Source organism: Vibrio sp. McD22-P3 (assembly GCF_021568915.1).
GTDB classification, from domain to species: Bacteria; Pseudomonadota; Gammaproteobacteria; order Enterobacterales; family Vibrionaceae; genus Vibrio; species Vibrio mediterranei.
Window position 1 is genome coordinate 1 of the sequence record NZ_JAKGTN010000020.1, and the last position, 26,608, is coordinate 26,608.

The window sequence follows — 26,608 nt, forward strand, 5'->3', positions numbered from 1 at the left end:
GGAACTGTGAGCCTGTTGGCGAAGTCCACCTAAATCCAGAAAGAGAAGCTGCTTAATAAGCAAGCAAATGATGACAACTACCTTGAAAAACGCCGGTATCAATACGTTGAATATCATCTAACACAAAGTTGCCATTAAAAAAATCAGCTTGGGGACCGTAAAGCCTAAATAAAGTAAAGAACTGTTCGCCTTTAGTAATTGGCATACAATTGGTGTAACCTCTACTTTCACAGTCTGAAGACCAGTAAATGTCAGTGCTTCCATCTTGGTTAAATGCCATCTCTGGCTCATTGGATGCCCAACCTAAACGGTCAGCCTCATAGATAAAACTACCCGTTTCCATAGAGTAAGTTAGAAATGACCAAAAACGCTCCGCTGGCACATTAGCAGGGACGTGAATGGTATAATCATAGTCGCCAAACATTGGATTTCCGTCTGCATCGAGAATACCTTTGATGTATGTCGTCGAGCGTGATTCCGCCAAAGATTTAGGTGGTGCTATGTAGTAAGAAAATGTGGTTCCACGCCCAGCATAATCGTGCCAGTAATCAGCAGTGTAGGTTGCGTTGGTTAGCATCATTTCTGGGTTGACAGGAATCGTCCACTGCGATTGTTCACCCCACAACTTAGGGGCATAATGTGTGAAGCTATCTTTCATTTCTGCATGAAGTTTCACTGATGCTTCATTCAACATCACTTGCTGGTGTTGGCTAGGTGCGAATGCTTCCCCTTTTTCCAAACCTAGATAACGCAGCATACCGTACATTGCTTTCTCATCACTCTTAATAACTTCATTTTGCAAAGCTTGATGCGCTCGTTCCCAAAACGAAGTTGAAAAGTGATCTTGCCACTGGAGATGTGTATCAATCACAACATTATCCATGGCTTTAAATGTTGTATGGATATTGCTTGAACCCAATGGATACATTCTTACGCCTTTTGTAACGTAATCGACATGACCCTTCATGTCCTCTTCGGAAGTAGTTTTCGTCATCGAACGTATCGTCGTATAACCTTGGAAAGTATCTTGTTCCACGACAATGTAGCCATCTGTGTCGCCCTTGTAACCTTTAGGCACTATAAGATACTTACCACCTTTACCTTGGTCAGCACCATCAGGGCCAACGTCAATTAAAGGCTTATGCCAAGAGTCCAGCAATGTACCAAAGAAGGCATTCTCTTCTGTCGCCGCAGGTATCTCGATGACCACTGGACCATCTTCAATACTATGATAGGTGTGAACATACGGCGTATTATTGTTTCCAGTCATCATCTGAGCATGCCAAGTCACAGGTCGTTCAAAAAAGTACACTGTGCTATTGCGGTCACCGCCAAATTTAGCAATTGTTTCAGACGCAATCGTTTCATAAAGAACTTGTGGAATGAACCAAATACCTGCTTCCAGCGCTCTACGTTCAAACCTTTGCTCAGCAATGGAAGCAATATGTACACTGGTATCACTGCTAGCAAAAGAAGATGATACGGGTGTTAATACAGTCGCAACACATAATGCGAGAGAAATTACTGATTTTTTCATAATATTAAGCTCACTCATGGAGTTAGTTTTCAGGTATAACGCAATGCAATCGCAAAAATTCAGTCAACTTTGCAATATAGCTATCGCGCTTACTCTAAAATAGAAACCAAGACATTCCATCGTCAGCATTTCTTCAATATAAGATGATTACTCCCACCTCATCAATCAACTTTAATATTAGCGATTAATCTACTCAACAAGAAATAACAATTATTACATTAACAAATAACTTAAAATCATATCATCGCATTAATATTTACGTAGGATTTTTTAGATATAACCAATTGTAATAGCATGAAGTAACGACATTCATTTCTTACATAAAAAAACTGAATATAAAATTTACGACATAGCAAAGACATCTGTTTTTATGTCTCTGTAATATCGCATGACGGCCTAATTGGAACTGGCCTTAAACACTCACCAGGGAGGGTATATAAAAAGTAAGAGTTATTATGAAAACAATCAATTCAGTTAAAGTAGCAACTATCGCATCCATTCTATCTCTAGCATTTAATACTGCGGTCGCTGAAGAATATCAAGATATGTCAGACCCACTTGCAGTCTATTCACAAGCAGGAGTTGGGGTCACAAACAAAGGCCTAAACTTCAAGTTCGGCCAGGCTTATGACACCAACAACGAATCCACAATGGCAATGCATGTCCTTGAAGCAAAAGGGTTTGCTGCTGATACCCTTGGATTAAAAGGAAATGATAGCTTCGATTCTCTTCGTTATCGCCACTTTAATGTCAATATGCAAAACGGCATTGGCTCTCAAGTGGACATAAACTGGGACTTCAATCAAAAGCTAGGCTCAGCCTCATACTCCATGATTCAAGCACTCCCTGCTATGGGAGCGATTCAGGTCTACCCCTTAGCAGGCATCGGAGTGAATATTGCGGACGTTGATTCGGCTCTATTAGTCGATGAAAGAGAACCTTTCGGATCAATAGGTTATGCTATCCCGTCTAGTTTTGGTTTGCTAGGCTTCTATTCGAAAATAGAGATATCCGACCAAGTCTGGTTGAACTACAACCCTATGTACACAACTCAATTGGGTGGTGTTGAAGCATTAAGCAGTTTATATGGTTGGCAGCATGAAGTTGCCGCAAGCTATCAAATAGACACTCAAAGCAATATCCGAGCATTTTGGAATTTTGGTGAAGCAATAAACGGCACTGATTTCAGAGTCGAATATAACTATCAATTTTAGGGTTATCGCCATGGACGGCGAACATATCAGAAGTATCAATCCTAAAAAAACCGATTATAAATATATTGGAAAACTAAATATGATATTTAAAAAGAAACTTGCTTCTCTCTTATTTTCCATCATAGCGCTGCAGGTAACGGCCTATGAACTAGTTGATGAAGAGAAAAACCAAGAAGACCCTACTAAAATAGTGACAAGAGTTGGCGCTGGCTATAACGGAGAGTTAACACTTAGTGGTTCGTTGGGGCTGGATGAAGCCAGAATGATCAGCGGTAATATTAATTCCGATGCTAGTGAATGGCGCATAGGCGGATCTTGGCTGTTTAGCAAGGGGATCGTGAACTTCAACTTCAAGAAAAATCAGTATGATAGCGGCGGTGATAGTACGAGCTACAACTTAGGTACATTCGTGCCTCTCAGCGTTTTCGGTGTGAAGCCAGCTGGCTGGCAACTTTTTCCGGCCTTTGGGTATAACTACACAGAGGGACGCACGGCAGTTCCTACTACTCACTCATACCAAAGTCAGTTATTAATGGTACCAATAGAAAGTCATGGTGCGTATTTAGGAATGCTCGCTCTTAAGCCAATAAGTAATGGCTTAACACTGATGTTAGGTGGCGGAGGAAGCGCAGGTAGTAATAACACGAATAATGGTTATCTTGGTGGTGGCGTGAGCTATCGAATCGATGATAACCAATCAATAAACAGCTTTGGCATTGTCAGTAATAGCTCACAATTTGGTTCAAAAAGCACCCTGTCAATTAACTATCGATACGAGTTCAATTAGTTAGTCAACCTCTATACTCTATCGCTCTATGGTACACACAAAGGTTACTCTCCTCTATCCAACCAATCGCTACTTTATTGGACTCTGTGCAATACGTTTGACTTCATGATAACCTGACATAGTTATCATGAAGCAAGGATTGCCTATGAAAGAGTCGGAGATGTTAAAACTCGACTTTAATTCTCTAAAGTTGCTCAAAATACTGGGCGAAGAGAAGAATACCAAACGAGCCGGCGAGCGACTTTTTATCAGCCAACCTGCAGTAAGCAAGTCACTAAGAAAGCTTAGAGAGCAGTTCAACGATCAACTGTTTTTGAGACAAAAGCATGGGTTAGAGCCGACCCCCAAATGTGATCAGCTGCTTCGGCAGCTTCCCGATGTCTTATCAAGACTGGAAGCAATATTTGAACAAGGTAGTAGTTTCAACCCGGAGGACTACTCTGGTGAAATCAATATTCACATCAACACTGTACTCTGCTACCCACTAATGGAGCCCTTATTCAAAGCTCTCACTAAAACCGCACCCAATGCAACGATCGTCATCCAAAACTGGTCTCACGATACCGAAGTTAAAATCAAAACCAACCAAGTAGACCTAGGTATTAATTTTATGCCTTTAGGTATTACTAAAGAGATCGTGCAGCAACATGTTGTTGCCGCTCAGTTTAAGCTTTGTTGCTCTACCGAACATCCAATGAGTAGAAAAGGAAGCATAACCCCACAAGATGTCGGAAGCATGCCGTTAGCATTAATGTTAATGCCTGATTACCACCAAGGGGAAGCATTTGCAGAAACCTATTTGAGAGCGCGGGACATTGAGCCTAGAGTATTATTACGAACAGACAAAATAGGTCTATGCTATCAAGCAGTGCGTAAACACCACTGTCTTTTTCCTGTCAGCCATATTGTTAGACACTCTATTCCAGAAAATATGACGCTACTTGATATAGAGCATTTTGAAGATGGACCAGAATTCTCCATTGGTGGTTTTTTTGCTCATCGCTCCCGACATTCACCGTATCTAACTTGGTTAAAAGGGCTTGTTTTCGACACGATAAAGCACCTAAGCTAACGACCGTACAACATGCCCCTCCTTCGGTGAAGGAAGGACAAAGCACACGTATTTTTCCAGAAAGACCTTCATGGACTTAGAGCACAAACCGAGCTCATTTAAAATGATGTCAACAGGGTTCGCACATCATTAGTCGCATTAAATATGTAGGTTACGATGTTTATGGACAAAAATAGTCTACGTCCGCTCGTTTTTAACATGCCCCACGTAGCCGTCATCCTCACGAAAGTGAGGATCTCCCACCACGTGTAGGCAACTGAAAATATTCGATTAAGTCACGTAATTCAACTTTTCAACGCGCTAAATGAGATCCCCTTTTTCAAGGGGATGACGGTGATTTTTGGTATGGCTTGAAGCACCGAATGGGGCATAAATGCGTTTGATTCCCTCATATGTAATAGGCAGTCTATCATCCGAACAAGGTGCTTCTTCGTGTATATGACAGCTTCTCCTCCCAAACCTATATCAACCCTCACGCAACACCTTATAAACCGTAGACCGACTGCACCCCAACTCACAGCTAATAGCATTCTTACTACGACCACCAGCAGCCAGGTCTTTAATACACTGATGAAGCTCCAAGTTAGGATAACGCCCAAGATGCTTACCTAACGCGCGCGCTCTTTCTCGCCCTTCATTACAACGTTGCAGAATCCGAGACCGCTCCATTTCCGCAAAAGCACCAATGGTGGTGTAAATCACCCGGCCTACGTCACTGTTGATATCTAAATCGCCAAGGTCATGACATACAAGCCCTGCGCCACGCGCGCTTAATTGATCTGCGACGCCAAGCGCATCGATGGTGTTTCTAGCGATCCGATCCACTTTTGTCACGTGAACGACATCCCCTTCCCTCGCAAATTCGAGAAGTTGTTTTAGTCCATTGCGCTCAGCGCTCTTACCGCTGGCTTTGTCCTGAAAAATCTTTTCGCAGCCTATTTTGGATAGTTGTTCAATTTGAACATCAAGATTTTGTTCGTCACTGCTGACGCGCGCATAACCTATTAACATGGGAGCCCCTTTTAGTGTCTGAAAAGTCCCTTTTATTGCGTGTACATGTGCAGTTAGCAATTTGCAGACTTAATGCACACTATTTAGGGTACCATTCGGCCAAACCAACGGAGTCCGAAAAGGTACACCTTTTTGGACACGCCAATCGAGAGTATTAGGCCTTTGGTAAATCTCCGATAAGCATCTAAAGGTCACTTAAATATGGGAGGCTCCGATGCGCGTTGCAGAAACTGACGCCAAATCACGTTAATTGCATAGTAGTAATCTCGACGAGTAGAAGGTGCCAGATGACGATTGTCGCGATAGAACCTGCTTACTTGTTTTCGCCCTATCTGCTCGAGCCCTTTAACCTTCTCTTTTTCGACCATATACCCTATTACGATGCGCATTTTTTGTGCCTGTCGTTTTCGGCTTGTTTTGCCTCCGCTGCGCATATAGAGGTGAAGATGTTTTTCAAGTTGAGCTATGGCTTTGTTCATCGCGTTTCCCCCTAATATACGTACACTTTCGAAATGCTTGCCCTCTCGTGGCCTAGTTGCTTTGAGATATAACTGAGAGCTTGGAAATTTAGCTCCGATGCCTCTGTAAGGAAGTCATGCACGCTTCTCAAACAAACATCACGGTAAAGACTGAATGTATCCTGGTAGGCGCAATAGAGTTCATTGGCAATAATGCGAACTTGTTGTTTTCTATCATAATGATTGTCGATTGGCGCAATCACTGAGAGCCCCTGTCTAGCAAAGAACAGTTCATATAGCGTCCTAGCAAACTCGCGGCGCTGAGTATGGGTGCGATATCCGATTTTCCCTATTTGTCGGTAATAGAAGCTTCGATACTTTTTGTAGCTGCTATTTTTTGGGATCATCGCTTTGTGGTCGCCTTGATATTTAGTCGCATATTCCAAGGCTCGACATTGAGAGTCACAAAACACGTCAACTCTCCTGGGTTTACCTCCTTTCGTACCGGCGGTGATGGAAATGTATTCATTCCGCTGCGCTTCTCGCAGTGCTCGGTGAGCATTGAGCTTCGCAGCCTCCTCAAATCTCAGCCCAAACGCGCGCTGTAGCGAAGCTATGCTGAACTCTCTTCCTCCCAAAAGCCTCTGTAAGCTTTGAAATTCCTCATCAGAACTGCCTTTAGCTACGCCATATTGAAACTCACGCTCCGATAGCTGAGCTTGCGTTCCAGTGACTCGACATTCACTGTCGCCTCTCGCCTGCGAAAGTATCGTGTTCACGGCAGACAAGTAGTTCTGTGCCCAAGACGCGCTCTTTTGAGTGCTATTCGCTACAGTACGCAAATGCTTTGCATAACCTTCGACATGCTCACGTCTTACTCTGCGCATGTCCTTAATCTGATAGCGTTCTTGCATGTAGTGCACAAAGAACGCGAACCTTTTTACTTGCTGATGACGCGAGCTAAAACCGCACGCGCTGGCAAGGCGTCGCTCCTCCATTGCGTGTTCCGCAGCTTTCAGCATACAGCGCGCCCTGAGCCCAAAGTTACGAGCATTGGGATTAGCGCGCTCAAACCGATGCCTAGACCGAATTTCATTTCTTTTGGACATACCAATCTCCTGAGTGGTTGCGGAATGGAGACTAGGGAACAGTAATAGTGAGTGTTAGTGGTAGGTGAAACACCTACACGCGCGAATACGTCGCGCAGCGCTGTCTCCTTTTATGTTTTTCGAGGTTTGATATTGACCCCACAGCTTAGCGCCCTATCGCGGACTTACTTACCATGATAAGCGAGTCATTTAGCTGCCTACTGTACCTGTGAAGAGCGACATTCGTCGTTTTTCGTCCTAGATACATGGGGGTTGTTTAGCTGCTTAGTTATTGAATAGACGTTAAAAACTACGTACGCGAGGAACCGATTTAATTTGCCTCTATGTTTTTTCCTATATTCGAAACACACCTCTCTACGAGGAAACCTCGAGCAGCAATTGGGTAAGATTTGTCTACGTATCTGGCGATACGGGCAGATGCGAAGCACATCTATGGTCGGGCTTTGAGCCCCGAGGGTGTGTAGCACGCATTACTATTGAGTGCTAATTAGATGAAGCAGTGGTCAGTGACATGAGTCTGCTCATATAAAGGTTATATCCCATTTTGCCCTGGGACTGAGTGGGTTGTGATGTATTTGTACATCAGAGTCGTTGGCAGCGACCCAGCTGTGCTGGAGATTGGAACAACATAACAATGTGAACCAAATCGCCATTAGAATAGTTAGAGTTCAGCAGAGAATGGAGGAAATGCAAGGTAGTTTGGTTTGAGCACTCGTTTTTGGCTGCTTAATTTGACTAGAGGTTTACAAAACTCTCGAAGAGGTGCCCCAGCATCTTGCTAAGGCACACTATATTTTAGAAAAAGCGAACAAATACGCCGTCCGCAATAAAAGATATCGTCATAGCGCTAAGGCCCACTACAGTAACAATGGTAAACATAGCACCTCCTAAAACTTGTGTGAAAGTGTTAAGAAACCACGGGTTCCGTATGAATGATTTTTCGGTCCTACTTCTTCATGAACTCGTAGTGAAAGTGAACTGTTGATTGCTTCGATTGGGGTGGTGAACTCCATCCCTAATGCAGATACATGAGAACCATAGCGACCCATAAGCAAGTAATTAGCTCCATCATATTGCACACCGCTATCACGATTTAAGTGACCAATATGATAGGCGTAACCACCGAGTGTCATACCATTATCAAACTTGCGTATCAGTGAACCTTCAACGTAGCCAATATCACCTGCTTGCCAACGATGTCCATTGCGAGTTGTCGCGGTGCGATGTTCATACTGTAAAGCGCCGTTTACTTGCCACCGTTCATTAATATCGTAAGTGACACCGGCGTTGAGCGTGTGCATGTCATAAGCTTTGTCGATGGACATACGGGAGGACTTCAATCCTAATCGCATCGAGTAGCCAGCCACGACATGTAAATCATTTCCAACCATCCAATTAAGTCGGATAGGATGTAGCCACGGGCTTCCACTCACGCCTACACCGACTTCTTCGTTCCCCTTATGAACTCCTCCAATGACCCCCGTAATACCAAAGCTATATCGGCCCCCGAGAATTCTGGTATCGGTGTAATAACTCAAATGTGGCAAAACTAAGTCCAAAGATGTGTACTTATCTGAGGAATGGTCTTGACCGTTTGCATTAACACCGCGGATATTGTAATGACCGAGTGTAATAGCACCGAGCCAACCTTTGCCTGGGTCTTTCGATGCATTTGCACCTGCCCCACTACCTGGCTGCGTCGTCGTAAGCTCAGGACTTCCAAAATCAACAGTTGCGAATGCACTAACTGATAAGAATAATAATCCTATTAACGATAGTTTCTTCATAACATCACTCCATTACCAAAAAATGGAGTACTTGAGCCAACTTATCGTGTCATCACGATTTAGGTAATGCCCATGCTGTTTTTGAGTGTCATTTCGAACTTTGTGCTCAATTTTAAACTCTGCTGCTGACCACTCATTAAGCATGTACCCTCCACCTAGCTCGATATCGAGCATATCTTGGTCATATTTGTAGTAGTCATTAGCGTTGGAAGGCGTATCTGTGTAATGCGTGTAACGGGGGTTCGCGTAAAGCCAGTGTCCTTCATCAAATGCATAGAGGGCATACAGCGCAGGCTGAATAATCCCTGATGTGTAAGATTGACTGTCAGCTTTAGCTTTAGATGTCATTCCACCCACCGAAAGCATTGGGAAAACTGAAAAGCGATCGGTAAGATTGATCTTGTAAATCACACCGCCAACCGCGGTCGTCGAGTCCGCATTTTGATTGTGGGATCCAATAACGTCCATACTAAAGCCCAATCCATCGTTGACTCGAAAATAACGTGCTCGATATCCCATCCCTTTGGTACCTAAATTTTCAGCACCTGCACGGTCTCTATATTGCGCCGTTAAATCTAACTGAAACACGTTTTTGCCTTGTCCGTATACGAGATTGGTTTGAATGGCTCCGTCACCGTTATGAGAGACACCAAAGTTTTTAAATACTGCCGTTGGGTCACCATAGTTAACCCCATTGTTTTCTTCAGAAGCGAAACCCCTCGGCATTACCACTAACCCTATGGCAATGAGCAACACACGAGTTCCTATTGCAATGTATTTGCTGCGACGCTGATCCACAGCACGTGAAAATATTTTCATGAGAAACACCTATTTCAATAAAAAGCCCTGCAAATGCAGGGCTTCCTTGCCTTTGACTATTACTTGTTTCGATTCTTTCGTTTGAACTTCGAAAGAAACTTTGTTTTGACGAGTGCTAGAACAGGCTTCCCCAAAATGAATATTGGTAGTGCCGCCATTGCCTCTGCTGATATCAGATAACCTGCAGTGAGCTCCGTTATCTCCATCGCGGACAGGCTGAAGTGAACACTTATAGCAGAAATCATTACTGGGCTAGAAAGCATGAGCACATTACCCAGGATCATTACTGCTAAGGCTATTTTCTTTGTCGGTGTATTAACTAGATCTTTTAGTGTTGGCGCAGATGCCAACGGACTATTAATCGATTTCATATTTACCTCACTTAGGTTTAAAAAAGCCCCGATGTCTAGGGCTTCCTCCGCTTGGGTAGGTGACTAAAAACCGTTTCCAGCACCAACTTTTCCGTGCTTCATTCCAGGTCGACCTTGCATGACCCAATCCACTGCATTGATTGATTTCAATGGTGTTGTCTCAATGGTTTCGAGTGGCCCATCTAATCCTTCTAGAATCTGAACCTTCACTGGATAGCACGTGAATTCCTCCAGTGAGGTCGTGTTGTTCTGATCACCTAAAGGACAAGGGCTGAACGCCACGTACATGTCGTGATGAACTAATACATCGACATGGTCCCCTTTCTTGAAAACACCTTTTGACGGGAACAACGAATAGTTCGTTGGGAATCGGTCATAGGCCATAGGTTGAAAGTGCATGAATACATGAGGGGTATGGAGTTCACGCGCTTTCTCCTCTCCCAAAAGCTCAACGAATGCCTGTGCAAGATTCGAATCACAGTTGTTGATATTTGGTTCACCTAGGTAGGTTTCCATCAAAGCAGCGTTGCAACGACCCGATGGATAAACAAAGCTATGTGACGCGAGGTCGCCATACATTTCTTTGAGGTTGTCGTGGTCTACCGTGTCCTCGATAATCGTTGCAATCGGGCGCGCATGAGGCGTGTTTGAGTAGTAGTGCTTGCCTTTCGTAAACACCAAATCACTAAATGAAGCCGTACAATAGCTGTCTGCATACTCACCTGTTGGGTTATCTTTCATTAGATACACAGTGTCGAGAATTTGGGGACCATCAATCAGCTCATAGCGAATAACTTGACCTTTCTTTAGCTCAAAGCTGTGGCCTTGATATGGTTGACAAATTCGCTCTTCAACGACACGTAAACCTCTTGCTGCATTAGCCATAGCTGCGTTAGTGACGTCATCGTACTGTGCTTTCAGCACTTTTTTATGTTGTCCTACTTTGTCGTCACCCGTATCCTGCACATTACCTTTTGAAAAAACGTGATAGCCAGCTTCTTTTACTGCTTCAAGTGTCGCTGCATCGATCATTGATTTAGTATTTGATTTAGACATTGTGTTTACCTCGACTATTTAGCTCATTAAGTTTTATGATGTATTCATGAACTTACCTGTTTGACGTCCTGTCGTTTCCATGGGTTGTACTTTATAATTTGATTCGAAATTTCCAAAAAAGGGTCCCTACGATATTTCTGTAGGGTGTAAAGAGTAGAGGTCTAGAAAATGGTAAACGTGGATCATGTGTCCTTGTTTGTAGCGTCTGTTGAATGTGGTTCATTCTCAGGTGCAGCAAGAGCTAAAGGGAAAAGTCTAAGTACTGTTAGCTTTGCTATATCTAGTCTGGAGGATAGGCTGGGGCTTTCGCTATTTGATCGTAAAAGTAAATACCCTACCCTTACAAAGGAAGGCGAGGCGCTATATCGAGTATCACGAAACCTACTTAGTCAAAGTGAACGTCTGGTTTCACTGGCCAATGGATTGTTAAACGAAGTTGAAGACACATTAACAATAGGTATTGACGATGTTGTTCCATTTGAAGTGATCGAAAGTGGCATCATAAAGCTTCAAAATAAATACCCTAATGTCAGAATTAACATAATTAGGCATTCAGTGTCTGAACTTAAACAACTACACAAAGAAGGAAGGATACAACTTCTTATCGTGTTGTCAGAAGGGACATCTGATGATGGTTGTGAGTTTATTCATTTCGCCAACTTTGATGTTGTCGCAATTTGCTCTCCCGAATCCCCTCTTTCAGAAACCCCGCATATTGATGCTGAGTACCTAGCTTCTCAACGCCAAATCTGCTGCGACACTATGAAAAGTAACCCCGGCTTTCAACAATATATTGTTGGTACAGATACTTGGGAAGTAAGCGATTTTGAAGATTTAATTCGCTTAGTAGAGTTAGATTTGGGCTGGGCTGCGGTACCAAAGCCAATCGCTGAACGGTATATTTCGCTGGGAACAGTCACTCGATTCGATACCACAAAATTAACCAGAGCGAGTGATATTCTGGCCGTTGATCTTAGATACAACGTGACGGCGAGCCAAGGGGTCGCTCTCAGGTATCTCATTGAGCAATTGTCAGCCGGCTAGCTTTATTTTTGATGACTAGATGTTTTTGAAAAAAGCGCCTCAACGTATCGGTGTACAGGGCCTTTAATAGTAGATTCAGAGGACAGCATGTAGACTGGAAATGCATAGTCTAGTCCCGTTAAGCCGCTATCGAAAGTAACAACTTTTTGCGCTTGATGAAACTCTTCCGTCAATTCAACTGGCACCAGAGACCATCCATACCCTTGACTCACAAGGCTGACAGCGTCCTCTAAAGTCGTACATTTTATGCGAGGTGAAGGCATCTCACTTAGCCCTCCCATACAGGTTTCTAGCAGCGATGTAATACTTTGGCAAAGTACAAACGCTCCTGTTTCAGGTGGGTATTGGTTTCGCTTTTTAATGATGTGTTCGGGTGCTCGAATCGCGACGAGGTTTATACTACATTTGGTTATGCTATCACCACCATGAGAACCAGGTATCAAAGCGAGGTTGAGATTACCCGATTGTAAGGCTCGACAAAGATCATCCTTATTAGCTCTTTTTACCGTTAACTTAGTATTTGGGTACGCATTGGCTACTTTCGCCAATTCCGCTTCAACAAGATTCAACGGCAATAGCTCTTCGATACCAACGGCTAACTTTTCTTCCACACCATTTACGAGGTCACGAGCAGCTGAATCAAGCTTTTGCGTCTGACTTAATAGTAACTTGGCTGAGTCGTAGATGATTCTTCCATCGACTGTCAATGTCGTACGTTTAGTTGTTCTATCGAGTAATACGACATCTAGGTAAGACTCCAACTGACCGATTGAATAGCTCACTGTACTGATACTTTTGTTTCGTAATCGAGCTACTGCTGAAAAGGATCCCTTATCAACAATATCAATGAATAACGACAATTGCTCCAGATTAATCATTGAACTGCCCCTTAAGCTTTGTCACGCAAACTGTTCATTAAGCTTTGCATAACGGGGCCTCTTTTGAAGCTAGGCAGAAGTCTGAGCTCCAATGGAATGCTGGTAGGGACACATTCAACCTCACTGAGGAATTCTACTATTGACCCAGCGTCTAAGTACGCTTTTGCGCTTTCTTTTGGAAGCATTGCCCACCCGATATCTTGTTCAACCAATCGGATTTGTTCATCACACCTTTCCACCACCCAAACATCGCTCGAGACTGTATGCTGAGAAGACAGAGATACGTTTGTGACTTGGTCTTCAGTCATGACTTGACGGTATAGAGTTAAGGTTTCGAGTGACACCAAATCCTCATCGTTAAGCGCGGAATCAGGAGAACAGACTGTCGTTAAGTCAAGATTGGCGATGTGATAGAACTCGGTTCCAGAGGTATTAAACGCATCGGCAACAATGATCGCTGCATCAATATAACCAATCTCAAGCTGATGTAACAAGCGTTTCGCTGGCGCACGAATCAATGAAATATATGTAAGACTCTCTGCTTCAATATTGTCGAGGAAAGGTTGGATAAAAGAGATTGGCACTATTCCATCTAAGCCGATCTTTATTTGAGTCTCCTGTTGAGCCGTCATTCTTACAATACTGTTTTCCAAGCGCGTCGCTTGCCAACAAACTTGTTGTGCCATGTCGTAGAGTATTTTACCTTCTTCTGTCAGGTTTGCTTTACCACCAGAGCGATCAAATAAAGCACACCCCAGGTCATCCTCCAACTTGCCAACAGTAACCGCAACTGTGGTTGTTCCTTTGGAGAGATGACGTGCTGCAGCTGAAAAAGAGCCGAGGTCGGCAGCGGTAATAAATATTTTAAGATGCTCTAAGTTCATTGGTGATACACACAAATTAAATGATCTGAGAAAAGCTAATACAAACATAGGGCACTATCTTCTCAAATTCCGCCATTCACACCTGTTAACAAGACCAAAAATTTTAATTTGTACAGAGAGCACCAGAACATATCATTGTTTTATATAACAGTTCACTTCTGTGCTTATAGCTGATCACTCTAGCTTCAACGAGCAGGTCTAACATAACCACAAAAGCTAAGTTTATGATGCTGTTCTGCGCACCAGTGAACTTTTTCATGCACTTATCGAGATAGAAAACGAACTCACGCTTCCTACAACAATGCCCAATATATGATTCATAATTCACGTAGATTGAGAAGTCAGGGTTTGGGTTACTAATCTTGTCGTTTATCTCGTCCAAGTTCTGCTTGGACAACTGGCCAATCAGAGATCTATCGAGATGAAAACCCTCAAAATGCCGTTGAATGGCAGGAATTAACTCTCTTAGTACATGGATGCACTTTTTAGTATCCAAATCCGAGTGATATCGCACAACGGTCTTCATGTTTATACCCTACAACTTTCTATACACTTATTAACAAGCAAGTGAGTGAGCAGAAAATATCTATCCTTACTCTATGAAGGCTAGTTACTAGCAGTTCATCACTATACTAAGTCGCTTACCTTGTCGTCTCAAATAGGGTTCCTACGAGAATCCCGAAGGATAGAATCTTTACATTTCAATTAGTTAAGAAGTAAAGTCACTAGAAAACGCTCATTTATCATCTTTGTACCCACTTACACAAACAAAGAAAGATATCGAGCACGATTTCCTTTTTTGATCGTCACCTGAGCCCGCCTATAATTTATGGAGCATCATGAATCGGAGCCCTTATGATTAATCTTGAATACGTTAACTATTTCATTAGTGCGGCTGAATTGGGCTCCTTCTCCGCTGCAGCAAGAAAAAAGAAGAAAGCCCTCACGACCGTTAGTGCGGCTATTGCAAATTTAGAAGATCAGCTTGGAGTCAAACTGCTCGATAGACCATGAAATATCCGGAATTGACTCCAGAAGGACAGAGAATGTATGAGATTGGTGTCCAATTGCTCCGACAAGCCGAGAGAATGGAGGTTATGGCTCACAGCATCATAAACGATATTGAGGAGCAACTTGTGATCGGCATGGATGAGCTCGTCCCTTTCTCGCTAATCGAACCTATCATTGCTAAGTTTGAAGCCAAATTCCCAAATACCAAACTGAGGCAAACTCGCAGTACCGTAAATCAACTCTATCGAATGCTCGACACGGAAGAAATAGATCTCGCCATTCATTTTGCTAATAGCTTCAAGAATGTATCCGCTGACTACTATCACATTGCCAATATAGAGATGGTCGCTGTTTGCTCTCCCGATTCGCATCTGTCGGACTCTGACGCAGTTAATGGTGAGCAGCTCGTAGAGACCAGGCAAATTTGTAGCTCTGGCCTAATGAACAATGAAATGTTGAATGACTTTATTGTTTCAAACGAGGTGTGGGAGTTTGCATCTACAGATGACGTAATAAGGGTTGTGGAGAATGATCTGGGTTGGGCAATCGTACCCAAGTCCATTGCGGATGAACGCGCTCAACTAGGGACGTTAAAAGTCATGAATCTAGAGAATAACTTTGCAAAGACCACGTTTATGCTCGATTTTAAAGTCAACCCAAGCTTGAGCCACGGCCCAGCTCTATCCTACATGGTGGAACAACTAAAAGGGATTCCAAACTCATAGAAAAAACGGCCGCATAGGGCCGTTTTACTAATATTATGATTGACGCCATATACCCGCTGTAGAACAGTGAATACCTGAACCAGTCAATGAATAGATTGTGTTATATGGTACTTGCTCACACAACCAACCTCTCCCTTCCAACTCTGATACAAGATTATCGCATCCTGATGGAAGAATCAGTTTCTGGTCACCAAGAGGCTCATTGTTACAAGCACCTTGCTTAAAATCTTCGTAAGATACCTTAATCACTTCCCATCCTTTAAGCGCTTCAATTTCTTCAAGAGGTGTAATCAATGCCTCTTCATAGACGGCGACTAGTCCCTCCTCTAGTGGAGCCATCATACAATCAATGTGATAAGTATAATTGCTGTTGAAGTACACAATCTCAGTTTCCCAGCCCAGCGGCTTGAGCATACGCGTTAGGATTTCTGCGCCATATTCATCACCGCTTGAGCGAGGCTTGCTAGGGTCATTAATATGTGATGGATCTTCTACACCAATACCAATAATGACTTTTTTATTCAAAACAATTGGGTCCCCCGGCGCTAGGAATGGCCCTAAGTTCTTGCGGTCTGCTGCCGGAAAATGCGCTGGCATCGACATCCAAATTGCTTCTTTATCGTTCTTCATTATTTCGTTAATAGCTTCGCGGTGCGCTAACTCTGAGATGCATGAGTTCGATACTTCCCAAAATGACACAAATGCATGACCAAATGATTCACTCGCAGACTGTCCGAATAGAGTCCACTGACGCTGACCAGACCATGCGTAGTTATAGTCAACCAGCTCTTTTGGCGTTGAACCAGTTTCATTTCGAATTACATGCACGCCATGTTTGCGAAATGCAGCCGCCAATGCATCAGATTCACTTTTCATCTGCTGCGCAATTTCTGGATTCGATTCCCACAAGTTAGTGCCGCCATATTTGACCATAAAGTCCTTAAGTTCCTCAGGTGCACCCTTTAATAGATTGTTGTACTCCCACATATCAACATCCGGGATCCAAAGTTCACTGGCATTTCCAACCAACACGGCACGCGCCTTTGCATATTCACTTTCTACATAGTGACGAATACCTTTCCCTTGCTCTGCCATGCCAGGGATCACTTCTCCCTCCTTAGGGATAACGTTTTTAAAATCCTTTGCTGTTAGGTGTAACTTCGCCTTCGTCGATACGCTGTTGCTAATCTCGCCAGCTATTCCAGCGTTCTTCGAGAATTCTCTGCGGTCATTGTTTGTAGTAGACATGTTAATCTCCAACTCTGTTAGTTAATGTGTAATTAATGAAGCGCTCGCTTCGTTCATTTGATGTGCACATTATGACCAACTAACAGGAAAGGCATGAGTAAGCTCCTTACCGATTTTTCGAAACAACATGGAAGATAGCAGTAGGGATTTTTACTCCTAAGCAGATAAACTTACCTCAGGCTACACTAATGACATCAGCACAGAATAGTTAAAACATCAGTTAACTATGCGAATAATGATCCAAGGAATGACATCCTATGCTTAATATCGAACATCTCGCGCTTTTCATATCTTCAGTTGAAAAAGGATCATTTACAGCTGCTGCAAAAGAGCATGGAAAAAGCCTGAGTACCGTGAGCTCCGCGATTTCAGGCCTAGAGGATAAACTTGGGTTAGAACTGTTCGATCGTACGAGTAAGTACCCGGTACTCAATGAGCATGGCCGAGCTATCTACCCCGTCGCCTGTAACCTTCTCTTTCAAAATGACAAAATAATCTCGATTGCCAATAGCTTTCTCAGTGGTATTGAGGACAGTATCACCATCGGTGTCGATCAGGTGGTTCCCATTGAGTTGGTTGAACATGGATTAATACTGCTTGCCAACGAATATCCAAACATCAATCTGTCTATTATGAGGGGGAGCTTGTCAGACTTACGTGTAGCATTATCAGAGGAAAAAGTTCAGTGTATTGTTGTCCTATCCGAAGGTACTGCTGGAGATAATTATGAGTTTGTTCATTTTACTAACTTTGAAATCGTAGGCATCTGTTCACCTGAAAGCTCTCTCTCCGGCACCAAAATAGTGAGCATGTCCACCCTCGCATCTCATCGACAAATCTGCTGTAAGGCAATGTTCGAGAATCCGGGTTACCAACAATTTCTTATTGGATTTGAAACATGGGATGTAGATGATTTTGAAGGGGTTGTGAGGCTGGTTGAGCTTGATTTGGGTTGGGCATTAATACCTAAAGTAGTCGCAGAGAAGTATGTAGCTCAAGGGACTATCAACCTGCTCGAAACATCAGAAATTAGTCGAACTAGTAATGTACTTTCTGCCGAAGTTAGGTTTCCATCTAACTTAGTCCGCAGACCTGCTTTGAGTTTTCTCATTTCCAAACTAACTCAAATGGTCTAAGAGGCGCATTCCCTTGCTCATACGCTAAGTATACTAGTAGCGCAGTATTGCTAGCATTCGATGGAAAAATCGTTGCCCCGCAATAACAAAGCCTATCAACACACAAAAATCACCGACCAAGGAATTAATATAACTAGTACCGATTTGGCCGTTTGATAACAATACTTGTTCTGGAAAAGCGTACAGCTCAATGGTTGTCACTAATAATCCAAAGCCGATAAGTATAAGACCTGAGTAATACTTTAGCTTGCTGTCTACATGCCAACCGACCATGTGACTAAACAGAGCAGACACTTTCGATACAATAAGTTTGACGTTTTCTTTACCAGCTACAATCGCTGCGAAAACCATAAATATTTCCGGTCCCCCAACGACGGCAACACCAATGATCGACGTTTTCCATGCCGATGATAAAGACGTACTTAGTACAAGTGGACTTACAATAAAAGGTAGAGCTACGCCCAAAAAGACTAGTACCACCCCTAGATAAAACCGATATTTATTCACAATAGGCTCCCAATTGAGTTTTTAAAACAACTAAGCCCCTAGGAAGGGGCTTAGTTTTAAATAGACGTTTAGCTTTTAAACGACTCAGGGATTGGATTGTTCTCTCGAGCCACTGTTAACGTCGCACAGCGAATCGAACCGCCAGTTGACGCAACTACTTCACATTCAATTTCTACAGGGCGAATACCACGCTTCTCTAGACCTTCAACCAAAGTTGGACCTGTTCGACGGCTAGGCACCATCACTCGATACTGACCAGTTGCATCAGGTCCAAGGGATACAACATTTGCGCCCGCTCTATCAGCGTCTTCAGCTGGTAGCCAAATAATATCTGCATCTTTCAAAATCTCTGGCAAACCATCTAGAAAAGTGCCTTCAATCACCGCAAACGTATTTGGTGCAATATTGCCAAACAAGTAATCTAAGTGGAAAGCTAAGTCTCCGTTGAAGCGAACAATATGAACAGTGAAACCAAATCGTTCCATCATACGCTTGAAATGCTCTGCACCCTCCAAGTTGGTCGATGTCGCCTTCTCTTGACCTGTAGCCTCACCAACTCCAACAATAATGTTTTTGTCATCAAGCATGCGAATATCACCACCTTGGACAAAGAGCGTATCACTGTCATCTGCAGCTTGATCATATGGAGCACTAGCCGACATTGCTGCCCACACCGCATTAGAGTTCTCTTGGTATTTCTTTCTATAAACTTCGCGTGACTGGAAGCCTGCAAGAGCTGATTCTAGAATGTTATCTGAGCTCATCATCTCCACAAGCACGTCACCGAACACCTGATAGTTACTTGCAAGAGTCACTGGCCAGTACCCTGTACCTTCCGCCCAACCAAAGTAATCCAATTGACGCTCAGTTGGAGCCTCCAGCACATTAACAATCACACCTTCTTCCTCATATGCTGCTTTCATATCGGCGTGTAGTTTGTTGTATGCTTCCACAATTTCTGGGGCAAAAGCTTCAAATGGAATACGCTGACCTTCTTCGAATTGGTCATAGAAGTCACCCGACAAATATGGAATATGGTCTGCAAAGTTATCTGTCGATTTACCTTTTGGTGGATAAGCTGCACCAATGGTGTGACCGATAATGACTTCTCTTAGTGTACTGTGCTCGTCGCGTTGATACATCATAGGGCTAGTATCGATACCCATTGCTTTCATGACCGCTTCACGAACTTCTGCTGATGATGACTCTTGACGGAATGCTTTTGACATAATGATTACCTCGATTAAGTATTACGAATTAAGTGATATTCATGGAAACTTTCGAAGACCTCCTGTCCGTTCCATGTGGTGTAATTTACAACTCGATCGAAGGATCTCTAAATAGGTTTACTACAGTAAACATGGAGGGTTGGTTGTCACTGAACCTGGTAACGAGAAACGAACACAGGAAATTAGCTAATTATCAACTACATAATTTGAAAGTAATTCAATCAAGCAGATATTCAACGACTATAAACTACAAATTTTCCGTAAGAATGGTTGTATAGGAAGGTGGGTTGATACAAAAGAGAGCCATTTGCTAGTTACCAACTAGAACTTCGGAAACACCACAACCATAGACATATGAGATCCGTGCTCTTTATATCGAAACGGCACTTCGAAGAAATACGTTAGGTAACAACCATCATAATACTGCTTAAACCCCACTTTCTATTTAGGCATGTTCAACTCAGGATTATGGCTATAACTAAAAGCGCAAGAAAAGTTAAAGGCGCCGGTGCCTTTATCAAAAACCAGTGAAGCCAACTAGCTAACTCTATGATCTTAAGCATCTGAATTAGATCGATTTTCCGCTAACTAATGGAAACTTCGAGCAGTAATTGAGTAAGATTTGTCTACATATCCTAGTAATACGGGTAGGTGCGAAGCAGATCTATGGTTGGGCTTTGAGCCCCGTGAATGTATAGCACGCATTATTAGGTGCTAATTAGATAATGCAGTGGTCAGTTACATGAGCCTACTTATAGAGGTTATCTCCCATTTAGCGTTAGTACCAACACCTAAATGCAGCTTCGTGTCACATGTGATCTTTCACAACGTTATAGCCCCTTTGTGATGTATCGGTGATGTGGTTCTACCCATCCCTCCATAAGACTAAGAAATTAAAGTAGTGCGTTTGCCAGCGCTTTAAGATAAACCGCACTTGAGTGCAGTTTATCCTGTATGGGAGATGAGATGACTACTGAGTCAGCTCAGTTTTTATTTGCTCGAACAGTTCAAAGAAGCTCCCCATCAATACCGCATCTTTCGCTACCGGGTAGGCGCTGAAGCCCACGTAGGCGATGTCATTTTGATAGTCGTAGTAGGCAATCTGACCATGGGTACCCACTTGCATAAATTGCTTTGCCTCTGGCTTTACTACCCAAAACTGGCTGCGGTACTGACCGGTATCACCGAAGAAACTCTTGTAATTGGCAAACGCGTCGTTGAGGTGCTTCTTCGGGGTTACCAGGTCTGAGAAGAAAGCGGCATCAATTAGCTGCTCGCCCTGGTGCGTCTTACCCTTATTCATTACCAGTTGAGCCACTCTGCCGAAATCACGTAAGGTCATGTTCAAACCTCCCTGCGCCAGCGGTTGCCCGAATCCATCAGTGTTGAAGGCAGCATCGTGCTCGGCGCCGATCTTACTCCAGAATTCATTTTGAAAAAAATTTTCCAGCGATTGGCCCGAGGCACCTTCGATGATCATGCCGAGAATCTCTGTTTGTACAGATGAGTAGGTGAACTTTGAACCTGTCGGCGCTACTTTTTCATCCACGTTCTTACTAACAAAATCGCGCACACCTTTAGGATCACCTTCCAAACGTGGACGCCAGTTGATGGCTCGGTCCTGAACTCGAACATCAGAGTCGTTATCATCGTAGTTTTCATCAAACTTGGTGCCGTCGCGCATGTCCCACACGTCACGCACGGTGACATCGCTCCACGCCGGGTTACCTAACAGTTCAGGGACATATTTAGATGCCAAATCAGTTTCATCGAACAGGCCCTTTTGTTTGGCGATTTGCGCCAACATACCGATGATTGACTTCGTAGTAGAGAAGTTCATATGTCGAGTGTCTTTGTCGAGTTGGTTCCGGTATGACTCGTGAACAACTTCGCCCTTGTGCAGGACCAGAAAACCGTTGTTTTGTATGCGACGTTCCAGCAGTTCATCGGCTGAGATGGTGTTGCCCAGTGCAGGATCTACAACCTGCAGAGTTTCTAAGTTCAACTGCTCTTCAGCTTTTCGAAGCGGTGCAACCGGCCCGCTGCCTTTGGCGATATGAAGTGTCGGGAAAATATGTTCGGTCTTGGTAAAGCTGTACATGTTGTGAGGAGGGTAGTCCCAGCTGCTACGAATATCTCCAGTCAGCTCACTCACAACACCGTTGGCCTCAACTGAGCTTGGAGTCACAGCTGCAACAGGCAGTGAGAGAGCTGTAGTTAATATCATAGCAATGGCTGAAGTTTTCATAATAAGTATCCTCTTTAGCGAAGGTGATATTTGGTACGGGAGTCATTATCATTCATAATAAGAAATGCAATAAGCATGAAATATTCCATATATGGAATGGATTAAAGTTAGTCATAGAGAGTAAAGACAGGTGATGCTAGATATTCAGAACAGGTGGCTCGAATGCCTGGTGGCCGCTGCCGAAACAGGCACTTTCAATAAAGCAGCTAAACGCTTAGGCAAATCACCTTCAACGGTGACACGGTGGATCGGAGAGCTGGAAGATGTTCTAGGCTATGAAGTTTTTGATCGTCAAAGCAATGGCCTGGTTGTGCTACTCAATGAAAGGGGCACAACACTGCTACCTAAGGCAAAACTAGCGGTTGAGTATCAATCGAAGCTGCAGTTATTTGCTCATTCGATGGCTGATGACGAAGCGCCGATGCAACTAACAATCAGTCTAAATGAGTATGTGGCACCTGCCGGGGCTGCTGAGATGCTGGCTGAACTAAAGGAGCAATGGCCACACCTACAATTAAGCCTAACCAACTCCGGTGCGCTGGATGTTCAGCAAGCACTGGATAGCGGAGCAACCGATATCGCGCTTGGGCATCACACCGACACCATATACGCCGGTATGGGTGGAGCCATAGTAGGTGAAGAAGACATACTCTATGTCGCTCACCCTGGCAACCCTTTGGTTGAAAAACAGGATATAAGCAGCGAGCAGTTGCTGACCCAAACGGCGATAATCCCTGGCAGCCGAGAGAATGCGAGAGACTTAGTGGGTAATGTATTCACCCACATGGATGTGTTGTACAGCACTGATCTTCAAACCACCCTAGCCTTGGTTGCCGAGGGACTGGGCATCGCGGTGATACCCGAGTCTGCCGCACGGGATTACATCAAAAAGGGGCGCGTAGTGGCATTGAATATGAACTGGCGTGAGTTCGACTCCAGCATCCGGCTGATGCTTTACTATCAATTGGACTACCCTTACCCAGCGGTGGTTGATCTGGTGGTGCAACAGCTCCGAGATTGGTTTGGTTACAGCTCACAATAAGTATGCGAAGGCTAAATGCCCAGCCTCGTTTTACCGTCAATTACGTTACCCGAACTTTTGACGTGTTTTTGTCGATGACTCCAAGACTATGGCTTGTGTACCTAGTATGTGGTGATGATCTGTTTTGCATATGCGTCATCTGCCTGCCTACGAACGACTACTCTCTAGAATTTGCGAGTAAAATTGCAAGTAACTGTCATGACCGGTTATGGAGCTTAGCTGCCCTTCAGCAATTACTCACCTTGTCCATGTATGTGCTGAAACCGATCTCGGCAAACACGTTTTGTCCGAATATGAGTTGCACCGACAAACGCAATAGAATGGTCTGCGATTAAGTCGAGCTTTGATAAGTAAAATTTAATGAGGGCGTATTAAACGATACGCTCATTAAAATCTGAACCTGACTACTTATAGCACCTAAAACCATCATCACCGCTATGATTTATAGATCTATCAAAAACCAGTGCTGTGCTAAGCATAACCCTATGATCTTAAGTGTATGAATTAGATCGATTTTCCTCAAAATCACAGCCACTACCCCGACCATTCTCAGCCTCCACACCCTATATATCAATTGGTTATACCTTAGATTATTTTCTTCCTACCAACATAGGGGTTTCACCGTTTTTGAGAGTTTAAACAGACTCATATCAAAGCTGTTAGATGCTCAGCAATCAAATTAACCATACCTTTCAGTGCTTTTTGTAACTCTACTTACGTAAACTATTTAGTGTTCTTGGAGACAATCGGTCGCAACCTTCTTCTCCCACCTTTAAAATGGGTTTCATATTTACGTACAATAAACATCAACAAGAACATTGAGATCAGATTATTACATTTAGATCAGTACATTATACTCTAGAAAATTCTTTAGCACTTAATTGCAGCTTTTATCTAACTATGTCATTCAATAAGTTTGGTACCTCATTATTTATAGACTATCTTATATAAGATAATTAGATTATTGAGAGGTGAAAATCATGTCAGATAAAATGCAAAAAACCAAACACTCTACCGAAGAAAAAATGCAACATAAATATGGCACTGAAACGGAACACAAACATAACAAAGATCATTTAGAGTTTCACGATAAAGAGAAGAGCCATCCTCATAACAAACATGGTGGTAGTAATGATGGCCATAAGCACTCTGTAAACCACCACCCTGATGGACACCACGACAAACATCATCATGACAAAAAACATGACCACAAACACTCCTCCAGAAACCACCACAAGACTGGAAGTGAAGAATAATATCATGATTTTCAAACAGTAAGATAGTAACATTTGAACATAGATAGGATAGAAAACTGTTCGAATAGTCACTTATTATACTGCCTAATCAAATTAGTATTTAGTAGATTGCTTTTCTTCTGGCTTCAATGGACTATTTATTATTAATATTTAAATTTTAGCAGTTTTATTTTTAGTAAAAATCAGTATAAGTCACTGGAAGAGCATTCATCTTACTATAATTTTCAATCGCCAGAAAAATCAAATGTACTTTCTGACACTCCTTAATAACATTGTTAAATTATACATTTAATAGCCAGATGCCATATGTTTTTGACCATCGCTAGATATTGCGAAGTGATTATATCGGCTTGGTCAACATAAGTCGTTTAACTTCTAATATATTCTTTCGTTTTTCTAAGGAGTTAAACTCATAGTCTGACCGTACTATCAAGTACCGTGCACCCATCACCTTCGTTACAATTGACTAGATAGACTTTTTTCTTGCCACAACCTTTAACACCTATTTGATATTGCGGCCTTTCAAAGCGATAAGCTTCGATACGCTTCTCTGAAATCAAGGTTGTAGATACATCTTTGCAGTCGAATTCGAACTCGGCTTTGCGCTTGGATGCTGCCTCTGCTTCGGCTTGATATTCAGCTAGATAGTCTTGCGTAGACTCACAGGCTACCAACACGAGCGAAGCCACTATTATCATTATAGATTTCATAATTTATCTTCCTGTTACCCTTCAAACAACCAATTTTGCCAGCTCTGCATTCTCAAAATAACCTTTCTCACAACTGAAAACATTTCCCATTCTGGTGAATATACCGCAACATGTGCATCTGTCCCTGCAGGTATAGGTTGGCCTTTTAACAACTCGGGCTCGTTAAGTTCGACACGCACTAATACGCGACCTCCGACTCTGGCTAGCGGGTCATTCAATACTCCTGAAGGAGCGACAGCACCTTCCTTAGTAATATCCAAGACACTCATTACCTTAGCCTTATACGCGTGACCAGGAATGGTTTTGAATGTCACTTCTGCTTCATAACCTTTTTTTATATAGCGAGCAGGATTCTGCTTAAATGCAGCGAAGATTACTTTGTTTTCTTTGTGAACAAACGTTAAGTTACCTTGAAAAGGCACAACACGGCTTTTCATACCGGGCCTCAAGGCCACTTGAGTGACAAACCCATCTGTTGGCGCTCTTACCACAGTGCTATCAAGATTGAACTGAGCTTTATCCAAGGCTGCTTGATAAAGAGAGTTGTTGGCATTTTGCTCATCAACTTGCGCGTCTATGACATCAAGCTGAATGTGGTTTTGGTTTTGAACGGCCGTAAGTTCATTCACTGTATCGGTAAATTTATCTACCTGTTGCTGAGCACTGAAATCTTTCTTAGCAAGCTTATTGAAACGTGCTAATTCCTTTTTATTGAAGTCAATACTTGCCTGTGTTTTAGCGATAGCTTGTTCAACATTCGATTTTGACAAAGACAGTTGCGTAATCTTAGCACTCACTCCGAGCAACTGAGCCTTAACCTTATCCACTTCTGCTTGGAATGGAACCGGATCAATTTTATAGAGCGGTTCCCCTTTTTTTAGCGGAGTGTTGCCCTTTATATATACTTCTTTCACTATACCTGACACTTGAGAAGTTATAGGAGTTGTTATGCTGTAAACACCTGCGACACGGGCGACAGGTTGATACATAGCCATATATAAGAAAATCCACCCAACCAAAAACATCCCGATAACACCGGCTGTGGTGATAGTCCATTTGTTTTTAGGTACTTTAAACACGCGAAACACAATGACACATAGTGCAACATAACTGAGCGTAATAAGCGTTTCCATAGCTACTCCCTGTCTCTATCCTGCATTTGCTTTTCTAGTTGGTTAAGGCGAGCCAACAACGCGTCATATCCTTCTTGTTCCCGCTGTCCTGCCCAGTTTTGTTTCACAGGGTCATACATCATGGCCCATACCCATAAAATAGGCCAAAGCACATGGAGGAAAAACAAACTTATCCACCCCGCCACATGAATAGCATCTTGATGCGGATGTTGACGCTTAACCGCTATTTCATAGGGGATGTCATGAACGACTATTAAGCCATAGATAAAAATCAAAATGACTATAAACAAAATCGCAAGTGACGCATAATCTAAAATCAAATTCATCATTACCTCA

The 26,608-nt window shown here is 43.0% G+C and carries 26 protein-coding genes; 9 read left to right on the plus strand and 17 right to left on the minus strand.

Annotation, left to right across the window (positions count from 1 at the left end; all coding sequences use genetic code 11):
- Positions 1–52 precede the first annotated feature (52 nt).
- Complete coding sequence (locus L2W36_RS20725; protein WP_236111419.1) at positions 53–1,537, minus strand: DUF1214 domain-containing protein; 1,485 nt, start codon at positions 1,535–1,537, stop codon at positions 53–55.
- A 455-nt stretch (positions 1,538–1,992) separates the two neighbouring features.
- Here L2W36_RS20725 and L2W36_RS20730 point away from each other — a divergent pair, with 455 nt between their 5' ends.
- From L2W36_RS20730 to L2W36_RS20740, 3 genes are all read left to right on the plus strand, one after another.
- Positions 1,993–2,751 (plus strand): hypothetical protein, encoded by a 759-nt coding sequence (locus L2W36_RS20730; protein WP_236111421.1) that lies wholly within the window; start codon positions 1,993–1,995, stop codon positions 2,749–2,751.
- A gap of 10 nt (positions 2,752–2,761) precedes the next feature.
- Positions 2,762–3,538, plus strand: a complete 777-nt coding sequence (locus L2W36_RS20735; protein ID WP_236111423.1) for a hypothetical protein — start codon at positions 2,762–2,764, stop codon at positions 3,536–3,538.
- Positions 3,539–3,683: 145 nt separating this feature from the next.
- Positions 3,684–4,610: a LysR family transcriptional regulator gene (locus L2W36_RS20740; protein ID WP_236111425.1), complete on the plus strand. Its 927-nt coding sequence runs from the start codon at positions 3,684–3,686 to the stop codon at positions 4,608–4,610.
- Between the two features lie 465 nt (positions 4,611–5,075).
- Here L2W36_RS20740 and L2W36_RS20745 read toward each other — a convergent pair whose 3' ends face one another.
- From L2W36_RS20745 to L2W36_RS20775, 7 genes are all read right to left on the minus strand, one after another.
- The gene (locus tag L2W36_RS20745) at positions 5,076–5,621 is read right to left on the minus strand and encodes a recombinase family protein (protein WP_236111427.1); all 546 of its coding nucleotides are present in this window, start codon (positions 5,619–5,621) and stop codon (positions 5,076–5,078) included.
- 191 nt (positions 5,622–5,812) lie between these two features.
- Positions 5,813–6,100, minus strand: coding sequence for a hypothetical protein (locus tag L2W36_RS20750; RefSeq protein ID WP_038225107.1), 288 nt, complete (start codon positions 6,098–6,100; stop codon positions 5,813–5,815).
- 11 nt (positions 6,101–6,111) lie between these two features.
- A complete protein-coding gene (locus tag L2W36_RS20755; protein ID WP_236111429.1) occupies positions 6,112–7,188 on the minus strand; it encodes an integrase domain-containing protein in 1,077 nt (358 codons plus the stop codon).
- Between the two features lie 887 nt (positions 7,189–8,075).
- Complete coding sequence (locus L2W36_RS20760) at positions 8,076–8,975, minus strand: transporter (protein ID WP_236111430.1); 900 nt, start codon at positions 8,973–8,975, stop codon at positions 8,076–8,078.
- 12 nt (positions 8,976–8,987) lie between these two features.
- The gene (locus L2W36_RS20765; protein WP_236111431.1) at positions 8,988–9,794 is read right to left on the minus strand and encodes a hypothetical protein; all 807 of its coding nucleotides are present in this window, start codon (positions 9,792–9,794) and stop codon (positions 8,988–8,990) included.
- A gap of 59 nt (positions 9,795–9,853) precedes the next feature.
- Positions 9,854–10,165 (minus strand): hypothetical protein, encoded by a 312-nt coding sequence (locus L2W36_RS20770; protein ID WP_063605282.1) that lies wholly within the window; start codon positions 10,163–10,165, stop codon positions 9,854–9,856.
- A 63-nt stretch (positions 10,166–10,228) separates the two neighbouring features.
- A complete protein-coding gene (locus L2W36_RS20775; protein WP_236111433.1) occupies positions 10,229–11,221 on the minus strand; it encodes a DUF1989 domain-containing protein in 993 nt (330 codons plus the stop codon).
- Between the two features lie 168 nt (positions 11,222–11,389).
- Between L2W36_RS20775 and L2W36_RS20780 the strand changes: the two genes are divergently transcribed.
- On the plus strand, positions 11,390–12,265 hold the full coding sequence (locus tag L2W36_RS20780) for a LysR family transcriptional regulator (protein ID WP_063605280.1): 876 nt from the start codon (positions 11,390–11,392) through the stop codon (positions 12,263–12,265).
- A 2-nt stretch (positions 12,266–12,267) separates the two neighbouring features.
- Here the strand turns inward: L2W36_RS20780 and L2W36_RS20785 are convergent, their stop codons facing one another.
- Positions 12,268–13,143 carry a LysR family transcriptional regulator gene (locus L2W36_RS20785; protein ID WP_236111435.1) on the minus strand — a complete coding sequence of 292 codons (876 nt, stop codon included), beginning with the start codon at positions 13,141–13,143 and terminating at the stop codon, positions 12,268–12,270.
- An 11-nt stretch (positions 13,144–13,154) separates the two neighbouring features.
- Positions 13,155–14,027, minus strand: coding sequence for a LysR family transcriptional regulator (locus L2W36_RS20790; RefSeq protein WP_236111437.1), 873 nt, complete (start codon positions 14,025–14,027; stop codon positions 13,155–13,157).
- Positions 14,028–14,882: 855 nt separating this feature from the next.
- Between L2W36_RS20790 and L2W36_RS20795 the strand changes: the two genes are divergently transcribed.
- Both L2W36_RS20795 and L2W36_RS20800 read left to right on the plus strand, forming a co-directional pair.
- On the plus strand, positions 14,883–15,041 hold the full coding sequence (locus tag L2W36_RS20795) for a helix-turn-helix domain-containing protein (protein ID WP_236111439.1): 159 nt from the start codon (positions 14,883–14,885) through the stop codon (positions 15,039–15,041).
- A complete protein-coding gene (locus L2W36_RS20800; protein ID WP_236111446.1) occupies positions 15,038–15,763 on the plus strand; it encodes a LysR family transcriptional regulator in 726 nt (241 codons plus the stop codon). The genes L2W36_RS20795 and L2W36_RS20800 overlap by 4 nt, the downstream gene beginning before the upstream one ends.
- 33 nt (positions 15,764–15,796) lie before the next feature.
- Here L2W36_RS20800 and L2W36_RS20805 read toward each other — a convergent pair whose 3' ends face one another.
- Positions 15,797–17,011 (minus strand): hypothetical protein, encoded by a 1,215-nt coding sequence (locus L2W36_RS20805; protein WP_063605275.1) that lies wholly within the window; start codon positions 17,009–17,011, stop codon positions 15,797–15,799.
- Positions 17,012–17,268: 257 nt separating this feature from the next.
- Here L2W36_RS20805 and L2W36_RS20810 point away from each other — a divergent pair, with 257 nt between their 5' ends.
- The gene (locus L2W36_RS20810) at positions 17,269–18,147 is read left to right on the plus strand and encodes a LysR family transcriptional regulator (RefSeq protein WP_236111447.1); all 879 of its coding nucleotides are present in this window, start codon (positions 17,269–17,271) and stop codon (positions 18,145–18,147) included.
- A gap of 33 nt (positions 18,148–18,180) precedes the next feature.
- Here the strand turns inward: L2W36_RS20810 and L2W36_RS20815 are convergent, their stop codons facing one another.
- The 3 genes from L2W36_RS20815 to L2W36_RS20825 form a co-directional block, all read right to left on the minus strand.
- Positions 18,181–18,654 carry a hypothetical protein gene (locus L2W36_RS20815; protein WP_236111449.1) on the minus strand — a complete coding sequence of 158 codons (474 nt, stop codon included), beginning with the start codon at positions 18,652–18,654 and terminating at the stop codon, positions 18,181–18,183.
- Between the two features lie 68 nt (positions 18,655–18,722).
- Entirely contained in the window at positions 18,723–19,883 is a 1,161-nt protein-coding gene (locus L2W36_RS20820) for a hypothetical protein (protein ID WP_236111451.1), read from the minus strand.
- 970 nt (positions 19,884–20,853) lie between these two features.
- The gene (locus L2W36_RS20825) at positions 20,854–22,131 is read right to left on the minus strand and encodes a serine hydrolase domain-containing protein (protein ID WP_236111452.1); all 1,278 of its coding nucleotides are present in this window, start codon (positions 22,129–22,131) and stop codon (positions 20,854–20,856) included.
- 133 nt (positions 22,132–22,264) lie between these two features.
- Between L2W36_RS20825 and L2W36_RS20830 the strand changes: the two genes are divergently transcribed.
- Together L2W36_RS20830 and L2W36_RS20835 are read left to right on the plus strand one after the other, a co-directional pair.
- Positions 22,265–23,173: a LysR family transcriptional regulator gene (locus L2W36_RS20830; RefSeq protein ID WP_236111453.1), complete on the plus strand. Its 909-nt coding sequence runs from the start codon at positions 22,265–22,267 to the stop codon at positions 23,171–23,173.
- Positions 23,174–24,153: 980 nt separating this feature from the next.
- Positions 24,154–24,429 (plus strand): hypothetical protein, encoded by a 276-nt coding sequence (locus L2W36_RS20835; protein ID WP_063606198.1) that lies wholly within the window; start codon positions 24,154–24,156, stop codon positions 24,427–24,429.
- Between the two features lie 410 nt (positions 24,430–24,839).
- Here L2W36_RS20835 and L2W36_RS20840 read toward each other — a convergent pair whose 3' ends face one another.
- The 3 genes from L2W36_RS20840 to L2W36_RS20850 are packed head-to-tail and all read right to left on the minus strand — an operon-like array spanning position 24,840 to position 26,598.
- On the minus strand, positions 24,840–25,139 hold the full coding sequence (locus L2W36_RS20840) for a hypothetical protein (RefSeq protein ID WP_236111454.1): 300 nt from the start codon (positions 25,137–25,139) through the stop codon (positions 24,840–24,842).
- 14 nt (positions 25,140–25,153) lie between these two features.
- Positions 25,154–26,272 (minus strand): HlyD family secretion protein, encoded by a 1,119-nt coding sequence (locus tag L2W36_RS20845; RefSeq protein ID WP_236111455.1) that lies wholly within the window; start codon positions 26,270–26,272, stop codon positions 25,154–25,156.
- Positions 26,273–26,274: 2 nt separating this feature from the next.
- Positions 26,275–26,598, minus strand: coding sequence for a DUF3302 domain-containing protein (locus tag L2W36_RS20850; RefSeq protein ID WP_236111534.1), 324 nt, complete (start codon positions 26,596–26,598; stop codon positions 26,275–26,277).
- Positions 26,599–26,608: the final 10 nt, after the last annotated feature.